This window comes from Parasphingorhabdus sp. (assembly GCF_039939955.1).
Taxonomy (GTDB): domain Bacteria; phylum Pseudomonadota; class Alphaproteobacteria; order Sphingomonadales; family Sphingomonadaceae; genus Parasphingorhabdus.
Genome location: NZ_JBDVHS010000005.1, coordinates 455,906 through 476,841, shown reverse-complemented (window position 1 = coordinate 476,841; position 20,936 = coordinate 455,906). Strand labels below are relative to the sequence as shown.

Here is a 20,936-nt window from a genome sequence, read left to right as displayed (position 1 = left end):
TGTCTTGCGCCGCCTCAATAGGCGCGGGAAATAGCAAATTCAACCGCTTCGGTCATTGCGTCCCGGGCTTTGCCGGAACCAAACACACCCAGAGCGTCAATCGCCCGTTGGCCATAATGCCGGGCGCGGGCCATCGTATCATCAATCGCACCGGTCGAACGCAGCAGACTGGTCGCCTGGACAAGATCCTCGTCTGACGATCGATGACCGATGATCGCATCTTTCCAGAATTTGCGGTCTTCTTCATTGCCCCGTGCATAAGCCAATATGACCGGCAGCGTTACCTTGCCTTCACGGAAATCATCACCGGCATCCTTGCCCATGGTTTCCCGATCCGAAGAATAGTCAATCGCGTCATCCACCAGTTGAAAGGCAATACCAAGATTGCGGCCATAGCTATCCAGCGCCAACTCGATTTCTTCGTCACATTCTGCAACCACGGCAGATATCCGGCTAGCGGCAGCGAACAAAGCGGCTGTTTTTGCGCCAATAATCTCAAGATAGCGATCTTCGCTGGTATCGACCTTGCGCTGGGCAGTCAGCTGATGGACCTCACCTTCGGCTATCACTGCCGACGCATTGGACAAGATTTTAAGCACTTTGAGAGAGCCATCTTCGACCATGAGTTCGAAGGAACGGCTGAACAGAAAATCGCCCACCAGCACCGTCGCCGGGTTACCGAAAATCAGATTTGCGGCGGTTTTCCCGCGCCGCAAGTCGGAACCATCGACAACATCATCATGGAGCAAGGTCGCCGTATGGATAAATTCCACGGCCGCCGCCAATTTGAAATGGCGATCCCCCGAATATCCAATCAATTTTGCCGCCGCCAGCGTCAGCATCGGGCGCATCCGCTTTCCACCACCGGCAATAAGATGCCCGGCGAGTTCCGGAATAAGCGGTATTTCCGACTGCATTCTATCTAGAATAACGCTGTTGACCTGGTTCATGTCACTGGCGACCAATGACATGATGGGTTCAAGGGATGGCGCGGTGTCCCGCCCGATATGATGGACCGTTGCTGACATGTTGCACGCGATGTGGCAAGTCACTAGGGATAAGGCAAGTGAAATCAGACCTCGATCGGTTGCATATCATGCATGAGGCGTCGAAACGGAAACAGAGTGAATTGGGGCAGCATAAAATGGACGAAAAGCTTAAGCAATATCGCGAAAGCATCAACAATATCGATGCCGCGCTGGTATTCATGCTGGCTGAACGGTTCAAAGTTACCCAAGCGGTCGGCGAGTATAAGGCGAAGAACAAGCTGCCGCCTGCCGACGGCACCCGGGAACGGGAACAGATTGCACGGCTTCGCCAGCTCGCCAGCGATGCCAATCTCGACCCCGAATTTTCGGAAAAATTCCTGCGCTTCATCATCGACGAAGTGATTCGCCACCACGAACGGATTCGCAGCGAGAGTTAAGGCGATAGAAAGAGCCTTCCCGAAACGGTCTTGGCTATGAAATTGCGAATGATGGGCCATCTTGCAAAATTGTGAATGACCATATCTCTTATCCACGGTTTGATCCGGCTATCCGACTGATAGAGTGGCGTGAAGATGATACTCAGCACCTGATATAATTTAATATGTCTCATCCGCGCTTTTCGGTATTTTTTGCGGGCTATGGAAAGCGAACTGGATTGCTCCAATGCCTTGGCAAGAGCAGCAGCATCGATCAATGCCATGTTCGCGCCCTGCCCCAGCTGCGGACTGGTGCAATGCCAGCTGTCTCCGATGTAAAACAACCGATTGGAAGACGAAGGCAGGCCGGTGCGGTGATGATAGACCGCGAGATTTAGCTCTTCTATCGATTGCAATTGCGAGACAAAGGGCTCGGCTGCTGGCCAGAGGTCGCAATAGTTTTGCCGGAACGCATCAATGCCCGATGCGATGAGCTCATCCGCATTTTCGGGCTTCTCCGACCAGAATAACGCTGCTCCCGGATTTCCGGTCGCAGGATTCAAGCCAATCGGCATGATACCGGCCATTTGACTGGCCCGGAAATAACGCTGATCCAGCGCTGCAGGCAAAATTTCATATTTTTCCGGAACATCCACAGTGGCCCAAAACGCACCATAATCCAAACGTTTAACCTGTCCTCCTGCCACTGGGCTTCGCGCGCCGCTGGCATCGATCAGACAATCAAATGTCGCCTGTACTAAGCCGCCTTCAAAGACGGGCGCGATAGAAACCTGCGTTTCATCCATCCCGGTCAGCTTGCTATTCGCGACAACCGGAATCGCGGCTTCTTTGACTTCGTTCAACAAAACGGAAAACAGGCTGGCCCGATGAATACCCAATGCAGGCCTGGCATCGGAACTATAGGCATATTGCATGTCCAAGGCGCGGCGGTTTTTTTCCACCGAGATTCCATGCAATTGCTGCACCGGGCTGGCGAGCGCCCTTATCCTGTCCAGCAAGCCCAATTGCTCGAGAACCAACTGGCCAGAGGGTTGGATCAGCAATCCCGAACCGACCGGCAGCGGTTCCGAAAATTGATCGAAAATGGTGATCGCATGACCTTGCCGATTGAGAAATAGAGCAGCGGCCAGTCCGCCGGGGCCACAGCCGATGATTGCGATGTTCAACTTGCCTACCATCACCAATCAAATCTGGATATTTCGGACAACGATCATCAAGCGACTTGCCCTTCCGACCTTGGCAATCGCAACCGCACCAGCAGGCCACCCAGATCTTCGCTTTCCTCCAGCGACACCGAGCCATCGTAGATTTCGGCGACATCGCGGACGATGGCGAGACCTAGGCCGGTCCCTGGCTTGCCGCTGTCCAGCCGCGCCCCTCGATCGAATATGCGCTGACGCTCTTTCTCGGGGATGCCGCGACCATCATCTTCAATCTGCAGTTCGACAAACTGCTCATCGCTTTCGACGGTGACAAACACGCTGCCGCCACCATATTTCGCCGCGTTCTCGACGAGATTGCCGATCATTTCATCAAGGTCCTGACGTTCGACCGAAGCGACCGCCTCTTTGTCACCGTCAATGTCTATCCGAACATGCGCGTAGAGGCGTCCAACGGCGCGTTCGACCGCCTGCACGCTTTGCCAGACCTTAGCCCTGCTATGGGCGTGGCCGCGTCGGCCCACGGCCCGTGCACGCGCCAGATGGTGGTCGACTTGTCTCCGCATGACACCGGCTTCGCGGATCACCGTGTCAGCCAGATCATCGGCCTTGGCCGTGGCGCTGTTCATGATCACCGTCAGCGGGGTTTTTAAAGCATGGGCCAAATTGCCAGCATGCCGCCGCGCCTCTTCCGCCTGTTTCTCATTGTGATCGAGCAGTTCATTCAGTTCATCGACCATCGGTGTAACTTCATTGGGCATCGGTTCGACCACCCGGCGCTGCTGGCCCGTTCTCATCGCGGCAATTGCGCTGCGGATTTTGCGCAGGGGCCACAGTCCATATAGGGTCTGCAATGCAGCCATGCCGATCAGTCCAAGCGCAAGCATCAGGAAGCTATTGACCAGAATCGAACGAATATTGGAAATTTGGCCATCAAGACCATCGCGGCTCTGCGCGACCTGAAACAACCAAGTCGTATCGGAGTCCGGTAAGATTATCGTGCGCTCGAGCAGGCGAAGGGGTTCTTCGGGAAACTGGTTGCTATCATAAAAATGCGTTTCCCGATCATCATGGCTGATGTTCGATACCAACGTCCGATCCCATAGCGAGCGTGATGGGAAATCGTCATGGCCCTCGCCGCTAATCTGCCAATATAGACCGCTATTCGGTTCCAGAAAACGCTGGTCACCGAGGGGGCGGTTCAAGAAAACCTCACCATCAGGACCAATTTCTCCCGAGGCGATCATTGCCGTCAGCACATATTCCAGCTGGTTGTCGAAATTGCGCGTAACGGCGTCCTTCAAAACCCGGTCCAGTGCGAAACCGCCGCCGAACAGCAAGATCACAATCCACGCCGCAGCGATCCCGATCATACGCCGACTAAGCGAACCGGTGGTCCGGGTGCCTAGCCGAGAATCGGTTTTCTGTGCCTTTTCGTCGACCGGATCATCTATCTGGCGTGCTTCATTCAGGCTTCTGGATCCTCTAGACTATAGCCAAGCCCCCGAATCGTCGAGATGACCTCTGCCCCCAGCTTTTTGCGGATGCGAGTGACGAAGACTTCAATCGTGTTGGAATCCCGATCGAAATCCTGATCATAAATATGTTCAATCAACTCGGTGCGGGAGACAACCTTACCCTTGTGATGCATCAGGTAGGATAGAAGCTTATATTCTTGCGCCGTCAACTTGACGGGGCTGCCCTCCAGTGTAACTTTACCCGACCGCGTATCAAGACGCACAGCGCCTGCGGTAAGCTCGGACGACGCATTCCCGGATGCACGGCGGATAAGCGCGCGCAACCGTGCGATCAATTCTTCGGTCTGAAAGGGTTTGGCGAGATAGTCATCTGCGCCGGCATCCAGTCCGGCAACCTTGTCCGACCAGCTATCGCGAGCGGTTAGCACCAGAACCGGAAAATTGCGCTCTTCCTTGCGCCAGCGATCCAGCACCGTCAGTCCATCAATTTCCGGCAAACCAAGGTCCAAAATCACCGCATCATAATCTTCGGTCGAACCCATGAAATGGCCGTCTTCCCCATCTGTCGACAGATCAATGGCATAACCATTGGCTTCCAACGTCGATTTGAGCTGCTGTCCCAGCGTAGGTTCGTCTTCAACGATCAAGACGCGCATGCTTATCCTCCGAAATAATGCTTAATTCTATGGATAGCCTATATCACCATCCCGAAAACGCACAATGATTTAGAAATTGGGGAGCGGTACGATATTGCTCAGCGCGCCTGACGCAAAATCGCGCCGGTCCGGCCATCGACGTCAACGAATATCACACGACCGTCACGGATGAATTTCAACCGATAGACCTGCGCCACCGGATCAAATTCCGGTCCGAGATACTGGCTTCCGGACATCCGCGGCAATATATGGTTTTCAATCGAGCGAAGCGATTTCACCTGTCCGGCCATCATCTGCGCGCGCGCGTCATTCTGCTCGCCTCGCCGATCCGCAGCCGAAGCCATCTGCGGCGCAAGCGCACTGAACGCGATCGCCATAAGAGGCAAAAAGGAAATCTTCTTCAACATTGTCACCTTCTTAGGCTGGATGGTTTTAACATCAGGTGAATAGCAAGTTCAGGTTAGAGATGGCTATATTAACGGGTCATTTCATAGCTAAGGTTGAGGGAAACGACCGTTCCAACCTGTCCCGGTGCCACTGGCGGTGCTGCAGCGAAATCAGCTGCGCTCTCCATCCGCATCATTGGCGCAGCCGAGCGGTGGGAGATACCTTCGCTAATCGAAATGATCCGAACGCCGGTATATCCCTCGGACAGGGCATAGCTCATGGCCCGCTCTTTTGCGTTAGCAAGCGCCCGCTTTCGCGCCACATTTTTCAACTCAGAATCATCGCTGATCGAAAAATGGGGACCATTTAAATTGGTCGCACCGCTGCTGACTATCCCGTCGAGAACTTCACCAAGCCTGGATATCTCGCGCACGGTGGCGGAAACCTGATTGGAAACCACATAGCCGACAAAGCGGTTGGTGCGGCTTTCTTGATCATATTGATAATCTGCGCGCAGATTAATGCCCGTCGTTTGGATGTCCTTTTCGGCAATGCCGAGCGCTTTGAGGCGCTTGATCACCGCGCGGGCTTGCACCGAATTCTGGCGGAGAGCCTCCGTCGCGGTGCGGGCCTTGGTTTCCACACCAGTGCTAAATCTTGCAGTATCTGGCGCGCTATCCACCTGTTCCGATACGCTAAGTTCGATCACGGGATTTTGGGCAACAATCTGAACATTCGCGGCTTGCGCCATGTTCAACGGGGTAAGGGCCAGGGCCCCTCCGGCCAATAAAATTGAAAATCTCATATTTTCCTCCAATATTTCAGACCGTTTTAAAACAACCTCTGTGAACAGCAGCTAAATGACTTTCTTGAATTTCTTATCCTATCATCCACCGCTGGTCATCCCATAGATATAATCGATATGCTATTGGCTCTGGCCATTGATCGGCCTGTGACGAAAAGACAAGACTTGAGCCAAAGCCCGCTTACCCCTAACGCCCGGAGACCATGTCACAGCCTCCTATTTTTTCCTATGAGAAACTCTCGCTCCATCAGGGAGAGGGATGGCTGTTCCGTGATCTGGATCTGCATGTCGGACCCCGCGATCGATTGGCGCTGATCGGGCGCAACGGAGCCGGAAAGACAACGCTGCTGCGCCTGATTGCCGACCAGATTGAATCGGACAAGGGCCAGCGGATGATCCAGCCGGGCACGAATATTGTCTATCTGGAGCAGGAACCGGATTTCAGACAATTTGAGACGTTGCGCGATTTTGCGATATCGGGACAGCAAGGCCCTGCCCTTCACGAAGTCGAAGCCATTGCCGATCAATTGGGCACCGACCTTTCCACCCGTGCAGATAAAGCCAGCGGCGGAGAGAAACGCCGCGCGGCTATATGCCGGGCTCTGGCCTCCGAACCGGACCTTCTGTTGCTCGACGAGCCCACCAACCATCTCGATCTTGGCGCGATTGACTGGCTAGAAGAATGGCTGGGCCGCTACAAAGGCGCTTTCATAACCATATCGCATGATCGAACCTTCCTGACCCGACTGACCAAGCAGACCATCTGGCTGGATCGCGGCGCCCTGCGACGACAGGAAGTCGGTTTCGGCGGCTATGACGCATGGATGGAAAAAATCCATGCAGACGAGGCGCAGGCCGCCAGCAAGATTGACGCGAAGTTGAAGCTCGAAGCCCGCTGGCTGGAGCGCGGTGTTACCGCGCGGCGCAAGCGCAATCAGGGCCGTTTGGAAAAACTTTGGGAAATGCGCGCGGCCCGGGCCGCGATGATCGGTCCCACCGGCACCGCCAATCTCAAAATCCAGAATAACGACAGCCGCACGAAATCGGTCATCACCGCTGAGAATATCGCGAAATCCTTCGGCGAAGGTGACAATATACGCCAGATCATTCGTTCGTTCTCCCTGCGCATTCAGCGGGGCGATCGCATTGGCATCGTCGGAGCCAATGGCGCTGGCAAAACCACATTGCTGAAAATGCTCACCGGCGAACTGGAGCCGGATAGCGGCACCGTCACCCTCGCCAAGACTCTAAATGGCGTTTTCATCGATCAGCAGCGTAGCCTGCTGGCCGGCAATAAATCAGTCCGTGAAGTGCTTGCCGATGGCAGCGACTGGATTGATGTGCGCGGCGACAAGAAACATGTGCAGGGCTATCTCAAGGAATTCCTATTCGCGCCGTCACTCATCGATGCCAAGGTCGGTACTTTATCTGGCGGAGAGCAATCACGTCTGTTGCTGGCCCGCGAATTTGCGCGCATGTCGAACCTGCTGGTGCTCGACGAACCAACCAATGACCTTGATCTCGAGACGCTCGACCTACTGCAGGAAGTCATCGCCGATTATGAAGGCACCGTATTGCTAGTGAGCCATGACCGTGATTTCCTCGATCGCACCGTGACGGTTACACTCGGACTCGACGGCAGTGGCATGGTCGATATTGTTGCGGGCGGCTACGCGGAATGGGAAGCAAAGCGCAAAGACGGTCAACCGAGCCAGAAAGCAGCTTCCAAACCTGCCCCGAGCACTGGCCAGTCAACATCCCGTTCGAACAGCCCAAGCAAAAAACTCAGCTACAAGGATCAACGCGATTTTGACCTGTTACCCGATCGGATCGAAGCCATAGAAAAACGGATGGAACAGATCGAACAGGCGCTGGGCGATCCCAATCTCTACACCAAAGATTTCCCACAGTTCGAGAAATTGACCGAAGAGAATAGCGCCCTGATCGAAGAGAAAGACGCTGCGGAAATGCGCTGGCTGGAACTGGCCGAGGAAGTCGAACGCCTAATCGATGGCTGATCAACCCGGCAGACGGTAGAATATAGCCAAACGATCCAATGCGATTTTGAGCACCAGTTTGCCCGACCGCGCGGGCCATCCCAGATTTTTCTCTGCAACAGGCATCCCCTCCCCGCCGCAGATGATCCGCCACGCAATATCCGACAGGTCGCTACCCAGATAATCAACCGCATTGGTAAAGCGCTGCTTTGCCGCCAGCTGCGCTTCGGTTTCATTGAGAATCGCCGGTGCAGAGCGTTTCCCACCGGCGACCGATACGACATCCCAGCGCATTGTGACGCTCGGTGCCAGATTGGCTCTTTCCCAATCGGCCCGCAATTTTTCACCAGCATCAAATTGCCGGTCTGTCAAATGACCCCTTGCGTGAAGCCAACCCAAAGGAGATTCCGCGAGATTGACGGTGATGCTCCGTGCCCGCCGTCTTTGCCGCCTGCGGTTATTTCGGTCCTCCCCATCCTGTGGCAGCGCGCGTTCTGCGAGCAGGCGCGGGTCGGACAGAGGTTTGGTGGCATTGGCTGGCATGATATCTCCTATCTGGCGAAACTAGATACTTGCCATTTAGGCGATATTGTAGGAAAGGATAAAACCATATAGGTTTGGAGATAGGATATGATCAGCCGTATCAGAGACGTTCGCAAGGGCAAAGGATTGACGCTGGACGACGTTGCGAAGCGCTGCAAACCGCCTACTACGGCACAAACCATCGGACGATTGGAAACCGGTGCGCGCACATTGTCGCTTGGTTGGCTGAACCGGATTGCCGATGCCTTGGCGGTAGACAGTGCAGCGCTCCTGTCATTGCCGGATCAGGAGGAACTGCCGGTCGCGGCAATCCTCGACCACAAGGGCGCACACGCCTTGGAAAAGACAGAAAATATCTATCAGCCTGCCATCGAACCGGCAATGGTCGCGCTGCGTGTCAAAAGCAGCATCGGTGATTATCGCAGCGGTGACGATGTCTGGCTGTCGCGGCGCAATCCGGACCAATATAGCAGTGCGCTCAATCGCGATGTGCTGGTGCCTCGGCCTGCCGGACGCTATCTATTTGGCCGCCTGATCGGGCGCGAGGGCAACCGCCTGCAAATCCTGCCGCTTGGCAGCGGCGCACGGCAACAGATTGTCAGCGATCCCGAATGGATTGGCGTCGCGGTCCGGTTGGTAAGGGAGCTTTAGGGCCGCTGTGCTAGGAGGCCTACCATGAAAAGCCCGCTCAACATACTGACGCTTTCAACATTGTTTCCAAACAGTGCAGCGCCCAATTTCGGGATATTCGTCGAACGGCAAACCGCGGAATTGGCTAGTCGCGCAGACGTCAATGTAACGGTCATCAATCCTATTGGAATACCGCCCTGGCCCTTGAACAAGCACCACCAATATAAAACGTTGCAGACACTGGCAGCGCATGAAGAATGGCGGGGACTAAATATCTATCGGCCAACCTTCACACTGGTTCCGAAAATCGGTGGTGCAAGCAATCCAAGACGCATTGCCGACGCCATCCTGCCCTTGGTAAAAAAACTGCATCGGCAGACGCCCTTTGATGTGATCGACGCAGAGTTTTTCTATCCTGATGGACCGGCCGCGATGCGGCTAGCAGCGGCGCTAAACATCCCCTTCACGGTGAAAGCGCGGGGAGCAGACATCCATCATTGGGGCAGCAATCCCAAATGCCGGGATCAGATTTTGGAAGCAGCCGAGAAAGCAAACACGCTTTTAGCCGTATCAGAGGCGCTGAAACAGGACATGACTGCCCTCGGAATAGAGAGCGGTAAGATTGCCGTACATTATACAGGGCTCGATCAGGACAAGTTCACGCCCGTCGATCGGCTCGCCGCGAAACGCGCGCTTGGCATCGATGGTCCTTTATTCATCACCGCTGGGGCCCTGATCGGCCGCAAAAATCAAGACCTGGTCATCCGCGCTATGGCTAGCCTTCCCGAAGCGCAGCTGATGCTGGCTGGCAAAGGGGAAGAAGAGCAAAATTATCTTAAGCTCGCCGAACAGATTGGTGTTGCGGACCGTGTTCGCTTTCTCGGCAACGTACCGCATGACGAGCTGCCGCATCTAACCGCCGCGGCCGATATTGCCATTCTCGTGTCCAAATCCGAAGGCTTAGCCAACGCGTGGGTCGAGGCGCTTGCCTGCGGTACACCAGTCATCATCAGCGAAGCAGGTGGTGCGCGGGAACTTGTGACCAGCCCGGATGCCGGCAGGGTCGTCGAGCAGAATGTCGAAGCGATTGTTGGCGCCGCAAAAGCCATAATCGCGAAACCGCCGAAGCAGGACGTGGTGCGAAAAGCGGTCGCACAGTTTAGTTGGCGCAACAACGGCGACCAGTTGCTTGCAATATTGCAGAAAGCCTCAGGCAAAGACTAAACGATCGGCAGAAATGCTCCGATAATCCAGCGCTCTTCAGCCCGCAAAACCGTCCATGTCCGCGCGGCTGCCCGACTATCCATAACCTCTAGCCCCATGCCCGCAGCTTCGACCTCCCGCCGGAAAGCGGCTGACGGCTGCAACATAGAAGGACCGCTGCCCAAGAGAAGAAATTCAGGATGTGGAGACAGATTCATCCGAGATAATATCTCGCCAAGATCTAGCCCATCAAGGCTGGATGTGGCCCAGCCCGCAGCTTGTTCGGGAGAAATCAGCAGTCCTTGCTCAAAGCGCTCATCGCCGACTTTAAACCCTTTGGGCGTAAAACCGGTAACGACCGGGCCGGCAAATTCTACATCTTTGCGTAGTTCGACCACTGATCAACCGACCTGCTCTGGTCCGCCCATTTTCTTCCCTTTGTCATTCTCTGGTTCCGCTGGAACGAAGCTATCGGGACCAACTTTCAACCAAATCAGAATAGGCGCCGCCATATAGACCGAACTATATGTACCGACGAACACACCAAAGAACATGGCAACGGCAAAACCGAAGATCACATCAGGGCCCCATAGGATCAATGCACCAAGCGCAATCAACATGGTCAAGCTGGTCATCACGGTTCGCGCCAACGTCTCGTTCACCGACAGGTCGAGCAATGCGATGATATCCATCTTGCGATATTTCTTCAGATTCTCCCGAACCCGGTCAAACACAACAATGGTATCGTTGAGCGAATAGCCGATGATCGTCAGCAACGCCGCAACGATATTGAGATTGAATTCCATCTGGGTCAGCGCGAACAATCCGAACGTCAGCGAAACATCGTGGAACAGCGCAAACAATGCACCGACACCAAATTGCCACTCAAATCGTATCCAAATATAGATGGATATAGCGATCATCGCGAAGAACAATGAATAGGCGCCGGTTTCGAAAAGCTCCGACGACACTTTTCCGGACACGGATTCCACGCCATCTATTCGTGCGTCAGGATATTCGCTTTTGATGGTCGAGACGATATTTGCAGTCATCTCGCTGGCAGCTTCAGGGCGCGATTCCGCTTCGGCCGGGAGACGCATCCGGATCGACACTTCATTGGCATCGCCAAATCGCTGGATCGTCGCTTCACCGTAACCGAGTCCGCCGATACTGTCGCGCAACTCTGGAATCGGTGCTGTTTCCGTCTCTGTAAAAGTCGCCTGAATCATCTGACCACCGATAAAATCGACACCGAAATTCAATCCACGAGATACGACCAGCGCAATCGATACAATGATCGTCAAAATACTGATCGCCATGGCAATATTGCGCCATTTCAAAAAACCAATATTGGTATCGTCGGGAACAAGTTTGAGTAATCTCATATTACCAACTCCTGTGGCCGATTTCGTCTTACCCAGAGGGCCACAAACATGCGGGTTACAACCACGGCGGTAAAGACGGATGATGCAATCCCGATCATCAGAACAACCGCGAAGCCTTTGATCGGGCCAGAGCCGAACATGAACAACAGCACACCGGCAATGATATTCGTGATATTCGCATCAAAAATCGCGCGCGAAGCCTCTTTATAGCCGACTTCAATCGCCTGAATGACTCGTCGCCCTCGTCGGCGCTCTTCTCTAATCCGTTCGTTAATCAGAACATTAGCGTCAACAGCGGAACCCACGGTCAAAACAAAACCCGCGATCCCCGGCAGGGTAAGCGTTGCGTTGAATATCGCCATGACCCCGACAATGATGAACAGGTTCAGTGCCAGCGCGATATTGGCATAGACGCCAAATCGGCCATAGGTGACGACCATGAAGGCTAATACCGCAGCGGTTGCGATCATCGCGGCAATCATGCCTTTGTCGATAGAATCCTTACCAAGATCGGGACCGACCGTCCGCTCTTCGACGATCTTCAACTCCACTGGCAAAGCACCGGATCGCAGCGCGATTGCCAGTTGGTTGGCACCTTCAACGGTGAAATTGCCTGAAATCTGAGCCGAACCGCCGAGGATTGGCTCATTGATATTCGGTGCGGAAAGCACCTCTCCGTCCAATATGATTGCAAAAGGCCGACCGACATTATTCTGGGTCAGGCGCGCAAACTTGGCTCCGCCTTCGCTATCAAAGGTAATATTGACCACCGCCGCATTGGTTTGCTGGTCAAAGCCCTGCCCTGCATCGGTCAGCTTATCGCCGCTAATACCACCAAGGCGTTTCACCGCGATATTTGGCAATCCAGCCGGATTGTCGGGATAAGGGAAAATCTGGCTGCCGACTGGAGGACGTCCGGCGGCTACCGCATTGGGATCGGCTTCATAGTCGACCAGCTTAAATTCCAGTTTCGCTGTCTGTCCCAGCAAAGCCTTGAGCGCCTCGGGATCATCTAGCCCCGGTACCTGCACCACAATCCGATTGTCGCCCTGCCGGATAATAGTCGGCTCTCGCGTGCCCATGGCGTCAATACGGCGACGGATCACGTCGGTTGCCGTTTCCATCGCATTTTCAACGGCATTTTCGATCCCCGCTGCCGTCGGCGTCAGAACGATGCGCGTATCATCACGCACTTCGATATCCCAGTCTCGCTGCCCTGTAAGACTGGCACCACTGATCAGAGGAAGGAGCTCTTCGCGCGCAGCGTCAACCTGGGTGCTGTCCCGCACCATGAAGCTCAACACACCATCGCGCCGCGAGATATCACCAATACCGATGCGTGGGTCCGCACGGCGCATTGCCGCCCGCACGGATTCTTCCATCGTTTCAAGACGCATGACCGCAACATCCGCTGGATCTGCTTCTAGTAAGATGTGGCTACCACCCTGCAGATCGAGCCCTAGGTTGATCGTTTCATCGGGTAAAAAGCTCGGCCAATATTTGTGGCTCTCCCCGACAAGCAGGCTGGGCAATGACATTATCACGCCAAAGGCCAGCAACAGGGAAATGGAAATAACTTTCCAACGCGGGAAATCGAGCATCGAAACTAACTTTCTATATCACCGCGTTCAATCGTTCGCAGGTTTGGCACCACCGCGCGGCATCACATCCGTGAGAGTCGCCTTGACCGCTTTCACACGAACGCCTTTGGCGATTTCGACTTCGACAAATTCATCATCAACTTTGACAGCTTTGCCAACCAGTCCACCACCGGTCACCACTTCATCATTCTTTTTAACCGCACCGATCTTGGTCTGATGCTCTTTCATTTTCTTTTGCTGGGGCCGGATGAGCAAGAAATAGAAAACGGCAAAAATCAGCACCAACGGCATAATCGAAACCAAGAAACCACCGGCGCCACCAGTGCCTGCTGCTGCGGATAATATAATGATATTTGTCATGAACTCGTCCCAATTATTGCAATTTCTATGTGTGTTGGCTGGGTTCTTGTTTCAAGCCCTAAAACAGCCAAGCCAGATGATGCGCGCGCCTATCACGCACTTGTCACAGGTGCAACGAAATCCGTATTTGGGAAAGGTTGCAAGCAGGACGCAAACGACTTGCCAAGGCCAATCGACCACCATATATGCGCAACCTCGGTCGGGACGTAGCGCAGCCTGGTAGCGCATCACACTGGGGGTGTGGGGGTCGGAGGTTCGAATCCTCTCGTCCCGACCAATTTTCACGCTCTGGAACAGCGGTATTTTCGCCAGAGCATTATAACGAGCTTAGCACTGGCGCGCACGCGGCCGGATCGCGGATCATCGACAGATTATTATACGGCCAGTCTCAGGCTAGATATCTTCACCGCCAGCGCCATTCGACCTGTTCTTCCTGGTCATTATTATAGCTGAGTTTCGCTGTGATAATATCGCCTGTGCTGAAACTGCTATCCGGCAAATCGACGGGGATCGACATGCTACGCCCTTGCACTGGCAGCTTTGTTTCCTGGCAATCTTCGCGGTTGCAAAGGCTCACCGCTCTAAGATTAGGCCGACCCTCCGTTTGCAACACCAGCCGGGCCGGACCCGCTTCTGCGCGCGGATCCTGACCAATAGCCAGGCTGACTTGCAAACCGGAAGCTGTTCGTTTTTGCACAAATTTCTTCTCGACATCCGGTAGATCGGCTTCGCGATATCGATCCATCCATTGGGAAAAGAACAATAGCGACAAAAGCAGGATCGGCAGCGTTGCAAATTGTGCTTTGGTGACCGCCTTGCTTTTCAATCTGCGCCACGTCAACCAGATGCCCGTGATGGAAAGACCGGTCATAGAGATGCCGAATATGAACCAGATAATTTTGGTGGTTAGTCCACCAAAGGTACCAAAATGCAGGGGATCAGCCATCTCGTTCAAATAAGCGACCGTCGAAATATTTTCTTCAGGTTGCGCTTTGATGACCGAAAGATCGATCGGATCAATGAACACGCGATTGGCCCTGTCTCGCAGCAACGGATTGTCACGGACCCCTAGAACGGTGAAGACTTGGTTAGACCGAAGGGGGTATTGCACGCCCGTGATTTGCAGTTCCGGAAGCGCTTTTTTAGCGACCGTCACGACCTCTTGAAGTGGCCGATCCTGTAGCACCATTCCCCGCCGTGCTGTCCGTTGCTCGGTGACATCGGGTCGCTCGGCTTCCATCCGTTCGCCGGCAACGGCATAACCAAATTCGGTCAGATACCATAATCCAGTCACGGCCATGACAATGAAGAACCAACTGCCCCATATTCCCGCTGCTTTATGGAGGTCGCCAACCATGATGCGAACGCCTCTATCGCGTCGCACACGCATCATGACGGTACGCCAGTTGCGGGTGGTTTTCAGGCCAGTATAAAGTGAAATCAGCAATATGAAGGATAGCGAACCAACAACGGGTAGTCCCAGATAATTGGGCATGAACAAATAGCGGTGCAGGTCGCGAAAAAAGCGCTGCACGGTCAGAGGGTGCGTCTCACCAGTGATCTCTCCGGTCCATTGATTGACATGCACATAGGTCAGCTTGTTAAATTCATCAAAAACGCTGGCCCGATATGCAAAATAGCCAGGTCCCATAGTATAGATACTGGCGATGTTGCCGTCCGGACTATGCTCCCGAACGGCTTTTTCCATCGCTCCCCACGACACCATTTCGGTGCCGGGTGTGACGCGCATGTCATCGTTTATCATCCAATCAATCTCATTGGACAAAGTGGCGACGGTGCCGGTGAACAGCACCAAAGACATTATAAACGCCAGATGGAAACCCACCCACGTATGAAGCTCATATTGCTTCTTACGCTTGCTCTTCACCGGCTTCTTGCGTTCACCTATATCTTTCACAGATGTCGCCACAACTTGCTCCAACAGAATGTCATGCCGCCAACATGGCCGCCAGTTCAGAAGTCAAACGAAAGGGACCCAATGAAGGCTTGTGGCAAGCCGATGCTGACCCGTTCATTTCCGCCGCTCGCAGAGAAATATGTCTTATCAAAAAGATTTTTCGCCGCCACTTGGATACGGACGGTCTTGCCATCCCCCAGCGCAGGAACTGCAACCGTATACCACAGGGACAAATCAACCAGGGTGTAGCTGCCCAAAGACCATTTATTGGCATCATCGCCATAGCGGTCACTGCTGTGGAAGAGCCCTCCGCCAAAGCCCAGACCTTCCAATGATCCGGCTTGCACTTCATAGGATGCCCATAGGTTGAACGTATGCTCTGCAACATTGCGCGGCTGGTTACCATCATTTGCGCCACCCCTAACTTCTGCATCCGTATAGGCGTAGCCAGCGACGATGTTCATGCCATCTGTCGGTTGACCAGACAGCGAAAGTTCCATGCCTTGCGAACTTTGCCCATCACGCAAGACCAGTATACCATTTTCCGTTATCAAGACGTTGTTCTTGTCAATTCGATAGAGCGCACCGCTGGCCTGAAGGGCACCGTCGAAAAACTCGCTCTTCACCCCAAGTTCAAATTGCTCGGAGTCTTCTGGATCAAATGGGGCTGTTACACCTTGCTCTGGATCGGCAAAAATATTGGGTTCGAACGCTTGGCTATAGCTAAGGAAAACAGAGCTGTTGTCAGCCAATTTATAGTTGATAGCCGCTTGAGGAGAAAAAGCGTTCGCCGCATCCAGCTCTCGATCGCCATTGAATGTGACACCGTCAAAACGCAGCCCTAACAAGACGCTTAACCGATCGGTCAGATCAATATAGTCATTTATATAGAATCCATAGGCCTTGGAACCCGAGGTTAATACCGGGAGAGAATCGGTTGGCACGTTATCGGGCAAATTACCATAAATGGGATTCCTCAAATCAAACAGCGGGCCATTTCCTCCCAATGCGACGGGCACACCATTTGTTGTAGGTGTCGCAACAAAAAAGCGCGTCGAGCTCGCATCAAAATAATCACCGCCAACCGCAATCCGGTGCTCGATACTGCCGGTCGAAAACTCCCCTGTAATTTTCCCGTTCAGGTACAACACCTCTGTGTCTCGTTCCCGACTGCCATCTGTCCGTCTCGCAAGAAAAACCAAGTCGCTCGGATCGTCAAACACCGCGTCGAGTTCTACGGGCGGCACTGGTACCGTGAAGAAACCATCATTAGAAATTGGCGCGTCAGCATTAAGAATTACCACAGCTCTTGGTCGTGCCTGCAGGTCATTCGCAACGCTACTTTCATAGGCGGCACCTAAACGCACGTTCCAATTGTCACCCAGTTTCTGTTCCAGAGTAGCTTCCAAGAAATGGAATTGGCTTTCGAATATCTCGAAAGGCTCACCAAAGCGCCGCGAGATAGGAATATCTATGACATTGTTGACGATTTGCCGTCCCTCGGGCGTTGCTATGGTAACAGTACCGCGATCCAATGGTCGATCCTCGTCTCGATATTCGTATGAGACATCAAAACGCGTCGATGGTGACAGATCAAATCGTCCCGAAACCGCTATGGTATCGCGCGATATCTCGGTAAAATCCCGGAACGAGTTGGCATCTTGCGTGGATGCGACCACCCGGACCCCGATATCTTCTGTCACCGGCTGCGACCAGTCGGCTAGGAAAAGCAGATCGTCAAAATCACCATAGCGTACTTCGCCAGCGATGCGCTGCTCAGCCAATGGCTTCTTGGTGACGATGTCTACCAGTCCACCTGGTTCGACCTGGCCGTAAGTAATGGAAGACGGGCCACGAACAACTTGGACATATTCCGTGTTGGTCAAGTTGATCTTGAAGTTGCTTTGTCGCCGAAACCCGTTCCGATACACGGAGTTGCGACGAAAACCGCGAATGAAAAAATCATCATTGGTACCACCAAACCCGTCTGACTGGGTCACACCCGGCGTATTGCGCAATGCTTCGCCCAGATCGGTGATTTTTTGATCGAGAATAAGCTGTTCAGGGATGACATTAACAACCCGTGGAAGTTCAAGATAGTCGAGTCGGAAGCCGGTTAGTGCGCCGGAGTCTTCAATGCGATAGCGCTCCTGCTTTGTCCCGGTCACGACGATCACATTATCGTCAACGCTGGAATCCCCCATTTCTGCTGGCGTTTGCGCCGAAGCAGCGGAGCAATAAGCCAAAACCGTCAATGAAATTCCGAAACGCAACACCGTCATTATGAATACCCCTTATGATTCTTGAGCGGCGAGCGATATACAAGGGTCAAACTTAATGCAATTGATAGTTATTATCATTAATGATATGTCAAAATCACATTTCATTATGCTTTCAACGGAAACATGCATAGACTTTGCGATGACCTCGTCGAAGGACAATGCGCATAATGCCTATCTCACATATCATATTGACGACGGCGATCTCGATCACCCTGCTGACCTCGATATGGCTGATTTTTCGGTTCCGGAATATTTCGCTAGTCGGGGAGCAGCCGACCAATTTGATCGCCTTTATCGCAATCTTATTCACATCCGGCCTAGATGTCGGTCTGATCTTGTTCCCGCTCACCGAATTCCCGGTCTATGAAACAGAAGCCATATATTCATTCACCAATCCGCTGGCGATCGAATTTGGTTTTTGGGGCTTTCTGGTCTGGGGCTTCTATTTTCTGACGACATTCTATTTTTGCGTCGTCGAACCGCGCCTGAAACTGTTTGAGATTGCCTGGGTTAAGTTCATCAACAATATCGTGATTATCGCCACTTGCGCTTTCACAGGCTTCCTTTTTCTAAGCTACCTTCCGGGCTATATAGACGGAATTTCTGACAGTTTGCGCTATGCTTTGGTGGCTGCGGTCGTGCTTTTCGCGGTCTTTTCCAGCACCGATATTCGCTTTGTCATATGGCTGAGCGTCGGATCATTCCTGCTATTCCTGGGTTTGATTGGAACGATGATAGTATACGGCGACTTTGGCATCGCCCAAATTTCCCAAAGCGGCCAATATCTGGGCGGCTATTTCAGCAATTTGCACCGTTTCATTAGCCCGCTGACGGACTATCATGCCTTCTACCTCTTCTGGTGGTTTGCCTGGAGCATCATGATCGGGCAGTTCGTCGCCCGCTTCGTCGGCGGATTGCGGCCTTGGCAGTTGCTGGCGGCGCTGCTGGTTCTCCCATCGATACCGATTGCGCTCTGGTTCTCGGTACTGTTCCACTTCCACGGTCAGGATATCACGCTCACCGGCCCCTTCCAGATCGCGATGGTCGTTGTCGGAATCATCTTTGTCGTCAATTCTCTGGATTCTCTGACACGGCTCTATTCGGAAAATTTGAACCTGACGGTCGAACGGATGGGGCGGACCGCCTATATCACGGTCCATTGGCTACTGCTGTTCGGACTGATCCTGCTGTATCAATTTACACCGCTAAAGATTGAATGGATCGGGATGGTTGTTATCGGCCTTTACGTTTGTGTATATGCGCTCATCGTCCAGCGGCGGCGTTCGCTGGTCCAGTCATTTATCTAAAGGTCCCTATTCTATGCCAGCCAGTGAAGCGGCCGCCCCCAATGTTGATGCCCAATGGGACTATATCATCATCGGCGCGGGATCAGCCGGCTGCGTGCTCGCCAACCGGCTTTCGGAAGATGAAGCGAACCGCGTGCTGCTGCTGGAGGCCGGCGGCAGCTACCAGAATATATTGGTGCAGATGCCGACAGCCCTCTCCTATCCCATGGCGTCCAAGACATATAATTGGGGCTATTCTTCCGATGCTGAACCCGCGTTGGATGGCCGTCAGATCACCTGCCCACGCGGCAAAGGGCTAGGCGGGACATCATCAATCAACGGGATGGTCTATGTCCGGGGCCATAGCTGCGATTTTGACGAATGGCAGACGGCCGGTGCCAAAGGATGGGGATATGCCGATTGTCTGCCCTATTTCAAACGTGCCGAAACATGGCAATTTGGCGCAGATACATATCGCGGCGGGGATGGACCGCTGGGCGTAGGCGGCGGCAATAATATGACCGGAAACCCTCTATATCAGGCCTTTATCGATGCAGGCGTAGAGGCCGGATATCCAGCGACAGAAGACTATAACGGATATCGTCAAGAAGGCTTTGGTCCGATGCACATGACGGTTCAGGGCGGAATCCGGGAATCGACAGAACGCGCCTATTTGCGACCTGCAAAGAAGCGCAAAAACCTGACAATCTGGACCGACGCGCTGGTCGATCGGCTTTCGGTCGACAACGGACGCGCGCGTTCCGTCATTCTGAAACATAAAAATGACCAGAAGACAGTCTCTGCCGCCAAAGAAATCATCCTCTCGGCCGGTTCGATCGCGTCGCCGGGCATATTGGAACGATCTGGCATTGGTTCGGTGCCTGCGCTCAAACAAGCCGGCGTAGAGTTACAGCACGAACGGCCCGGTGTCGGAGAAAATCTGCAAGACCATCTGGAAATCTATTTCCAGTTTCACTGCACAAAGCCGGTGAGTTTGAACAACAAGCTGGGATGGTTGAGCAAGCTGTTGATCGGCATAAGATGGTTCTTCTTCAAATCCGGTCTGGGGGCGACCAACCATTTTGAATCGTGCGCATTCATTCGTTCCGAAGCCGGTCGAAAATCACCCGATATCCAATATCATTTCCTGCCCGCCGCGATGCGATATGACGGGACACCATCGATAGATGGTCATGGATTCCAGGTACATGTCGGCCCCAATAAACCAAAAAGCAGAGGCCATGTGCACATCGGGTCATCGGACCCATTGGCTCCGCCCAGCATTCAGTTCAACTATCTGCAGCATCCCGAAGATGTCGCGAAATGGCGCGACTGTATCCGCCTCAGCCGTGAAATTTTTGCCCAACCTGCGCTGGATGACTATCGCGGGGAAGAGTTGCAGCCCGGAGAGCATGTCCAGTCGGATGATCAGATTGACGCATGGGTGAAAGAAAATGTCGAGAGCGCCTATCATCCCTGCGGAACCTGCAAAATGGGCCTGACCAGCGATCCCATGGCGGTAGTAGATTCGGAATGTCGGGTGATCGGATTGGAAGGACTGCGTGTCGTCGATGCATCTGTATTCCCGACCGTAACCAACGGGAATATCAACGCGCCGACCATCATGTTGGCGGAAAGAGCATCCGATATGATTTTGGAGAAACCGCTGTTGCTCCCATCACCGGCCGCAAGTTGGATCGATGAAAATTGGCAGACACGACAACGCTATAAAGACCCGGTTCGAAGCGTGACATGATGCCGGAATCTACCGTCGTGGCAATGATAGCAACTTCGACACTTCCCTGACTATAATGCCGCC

Annotated in this window: 19 protein-coding genes and 1 tRNA gene; 7 read left to right on the top strand and 13 right to left on the bottom strand. The window is 53.5% G+C overall.

Going from position 1 to position 20,936, the window contains the following annotated elements; all coding sequences use genetic code 11:
* Positions 1–14 precede the first annotated feature (14 nt).
* Complete coding sequence (locus ABJG22_RS07565; protein ID WP_348019637.1) at positions 15–1,028, bottom strand: polyprenyl synthetase family protein; 1,014 nt, start codon at positions 1,026–1,028, stop codon at positions 15–17.
* 116 nt (positions 1,029–1,144) lie between these two features.
* On the opposite strand from ABJG22_RS07565, the gene ABJG22_RS07560 reads away from it, so the two are divergent.
* On the top strand, positions 1,145–1,426 hold the full coding sequence (locus tag ABJG22_RS07560; RefSeq protein WP_348020321.1) for a chorismate mutase: 282 nt from the start codon (positions 1,145–1,147) through the stop codon (positions 1,424–1,426).
* On the opposite strand, the gene ABJG22_RS07555 is transcribed toward ABJG22_RS07560, so the two are convergent.
* The 5 genes from ABJG22_RS07555 to ABJG22_RS07535 form a co-directional block, all read right to left on the bottom strand.
* Entirely contained in the window at positions 1,423–2,604 is a 1,182-nt protein-coding gene (locus ABJG22_RS07555; protein WP_348020320.1) for an NAD(P)/FAD-dependent oxidoreductase, read from the bottom strand. The two genes, ABJG22_RS07560 and ABJG22_RS07555, sit on opposite strands and share 4 nt — an antisense overlap.
* Positions 2,605–2,639: 35 nt before the next feature.
* Complete coding sequence (locus ABJG22_RS07550) at positions 2,640–3,959, bottom strand: HAMP domain-containing sensor histidine kinase (protein ID WP_348019636.1); 1,320 nt, start codon at positions 3,957–3,959, stop codon at positions 2,640–2,642.
* 95 nt (positions 3,960–4,054) lie between these two features.
* Complete coding sequence (locus tag ABJG22_RS07545) at positions 4,055–4,720, bottom strand: response regulator transcription factor (protein ID WP_348019635.1); 666 nt, start codon at positions 4,718–4,720, stop codon at positions 4,055–4,057.
* A gap of 98 nt (positions 4,721–4,818) precedes the next feature.
* On the bottom strand, positions 4,819–5,127 hold the full coding sequence (locus tag ABJG22_RS07540) for a PepSY domain-containing protein (protein ID WP_348019634.1): 309 nt from the start codon (positions 5,125–5,127) through the stop codon (positions 4,819–4,821).
* Between the two features lie 68 nt (positions 5,128–5,195).
* Entirely contained in the window at positions 5,196–5,912 is a 717-nt protein-coding gene (locus ABJG22_RS07535) for an SIMPL domain-containing protein (RefSeq protein WP_348019633.1), read from the bottom strand.
* Between the two features lie 203 nt (positions 5,913–6,115).
* Between ABJG22_RS07535 and ABJG22_RS07530 the strand changes: the two genes are divergently transcribed.
* Entirely contained in the window at positions 6,116–7,930 is a 1,815-nt protein-coding gene (locus tag ABJG22_RS07530; RefSeq protein WP_348019632.1) for an ABC-F family ATP-binding cassette domain-containing protein, read from the top strand.
* On the opposite strand, the gene ABJG22_RS07525 is transcribed toward ABJG22_RS07530, so the two are convergent.
* Entirely contained in the window at positions 7,931–8,452 is a 522-nt protein-coding gene (locus ABJG22_RS07525; RefSeq protein WP_348019631.1) for a DUF6456 domain-containing protein, read from the bottom strand. It lies immediately after the preceding gene.
* Positions 8,453–8,539: 87 nt separating this feature from the next.
* Here ABJG22_RS07525 and ABJG22_RS07520 point away from each other — a divergent pair, with 87 nt between their 5' ends.
* Together ABJG22_RS07520 and ABJG22_RS07515 are read left to right on the top strand one after the other, a co-directional pair.
* A complete protein-coding gene (locus ABJG22_RS07520) occupies positions 8,540–9,103 on the top strand; it encodes a helix-turn-helix transcriptional regulator (protein ID WP_348019630.1) in 564 nt (187 codons plus the stop codon).
* Positions 9,104–9,127: 24 nt separating this feature from the next.
* Positions 9,128–10,306, top strand: a complete 1,179-nt coding sequence (locus ABJG22_RS07515; protein WP_348019629.1) for a glycosyltransferase — start codon at positions 9,128–9,130, stop codon at positions 10,304–10,306.
* On the opposite strand, the gene ABJG22_RS07510 is transcribed toward ABJG22_RS07515, so the two are convergent.
* The 4 genes from ABJG22_RS07510 to yajC are packed head-to-tail and all read right to left on the bottom strand — an operon-like array spanning position 10,303 to position 13,631.
* Positions 10,303–10,683: an Mth938-like domain-containing protein gene (locus ABJG22_RS07510; protein WP_348019628.1), complete on the bottom strand. Its 381-nt coding sequence runs from the start codon at positions 10,681–10,683 to the stop codon at positions 10,303–10,305. The two genes, ABJG22_RS07515 and ABJG22_RS07510, sit on opposite strands and share 4 nt — an antisense overlap.
* A gap of 3 nt (positions 10,684–10,686) precedes the next feature.
* Positions 10,687–11,670 carry a protein translocase subunit SecF gene (gene secF, locus ABJG22_RS07505; protein WP_348019627.1) on the bottom strand — a complete coding sequence of 328 codons (984 nt, stop codon included), beginning with the start codon at positions 11,668–11,670 and terminating at the stop codon, positions 10,687–10,689.
* On the bottom strand, positions 11,667–13,271 hold the full coding sequence (gene secD, locus ABJG22_RS07500; RefSeq protein ID WP_348019626.1) for a protein translocase subunit SecD: 1,605 nt from the start codon (positions 13,269–13,271) through the stop codon (positions 11,667–11,669). The genes secF and secD overlap by 4 nt, the downstream gene beginning before the upstream one ends.
* A 27-nt stretch (positions 13,272–13,298) precedes the next feature.
* Positions 13,299–13,631 carry a preprotein translocase subunit YajC gene (gene yajC / locus ABJG22_RS07495; RefSeq protein ID WP_348019625.1) on the bottom strand — a complete coding sequence of 111 codons (333 nt, stop codon included), beginning with the start codon at positions 13,629–13,631 and terminating at the stop codon, positions 13,299–13,301.
* 200 nt (positions 13,632–13,831) lie between these two features.
* Between yajC and ABJG22_RS07490 the strand changes: the two genes are divergently transcribed.
* Positions 13,832–13,908: transfer RNA gene (locus tag ABJG22_RS07490), tRNA-Pro, on the top strand.
* A 126-nt stretch (positions 13,909–14,034) separates the two neighbouring features.
* Here the strand turns inward: ABJG22_RS07490 and ABJG22_RS07485 are convergent.
* Both ABJG22_RS07485 and ABJG22_RS07480 read right to left on the bottom strand, forming a co-directional pair.
* Positions 14,035–15,549 carry a PepSY-associated TM helix domain-containing protein gene (locus ABJG22_RS07485; RefSeq protein WP_348019624.1) on the bottom strand — a complete coding sequence of 505 codons (1,515 nt, stop codon included), beginning with the start codon at positions 15,547–15,549 and terminating at the stop codon, positions 14,035–14,037.
* A 56-nt stretch (positions 15,550–15,605) separates the two neighbouring features.
* Positions 15,606–17,831 carry a TonB-dependent siderophore receptor gene (locus ABJG22_RS07480; RefSeq protein ID WP_348019623.1) on the bottom strand — a complete coding sequence of 742 codons (2,226 nt, stop codon included), beginning with the start codon at positions 17,829–17,831 and terminating at the stop codon, positions 15,606–15,608.
* Positions 17,832–17,998: 167 nt separating this feature from the next.
* On the opposite strand from ABJG22_RS07480, the gene ABJG22_RS07475 reads away from it, so the two are divergent.
* Both ABJG22_RS07475 and betA read left to right on the top strand, forming a co-directional pair.
* Positions 17,999–19,138, top strand: a complete 1,140-nt coding sequence (locus tag ABJG22_RS07475) for a hypothetical protein (RefSeq protein ID WP_348019622.1) — start codon at positions 17,999–18,001, stop codon at positions 19,136–19,138.
* Positions 19,139–19,151: 13 nt separating this feature from the next.
* Complete coding sequence (gene betA / locus ABJG22_RS07470) at positions 19,152–20,873, top strand: choline dehydrogenase (protein WP_348019621.1); 1,722 nt, start codon at positions 19,152–19,154, stop codon at positions 20,871–20,873.
* The last annotated feature ends 63 nt before the right edge of the window (positions 20,874–20,936 follow it).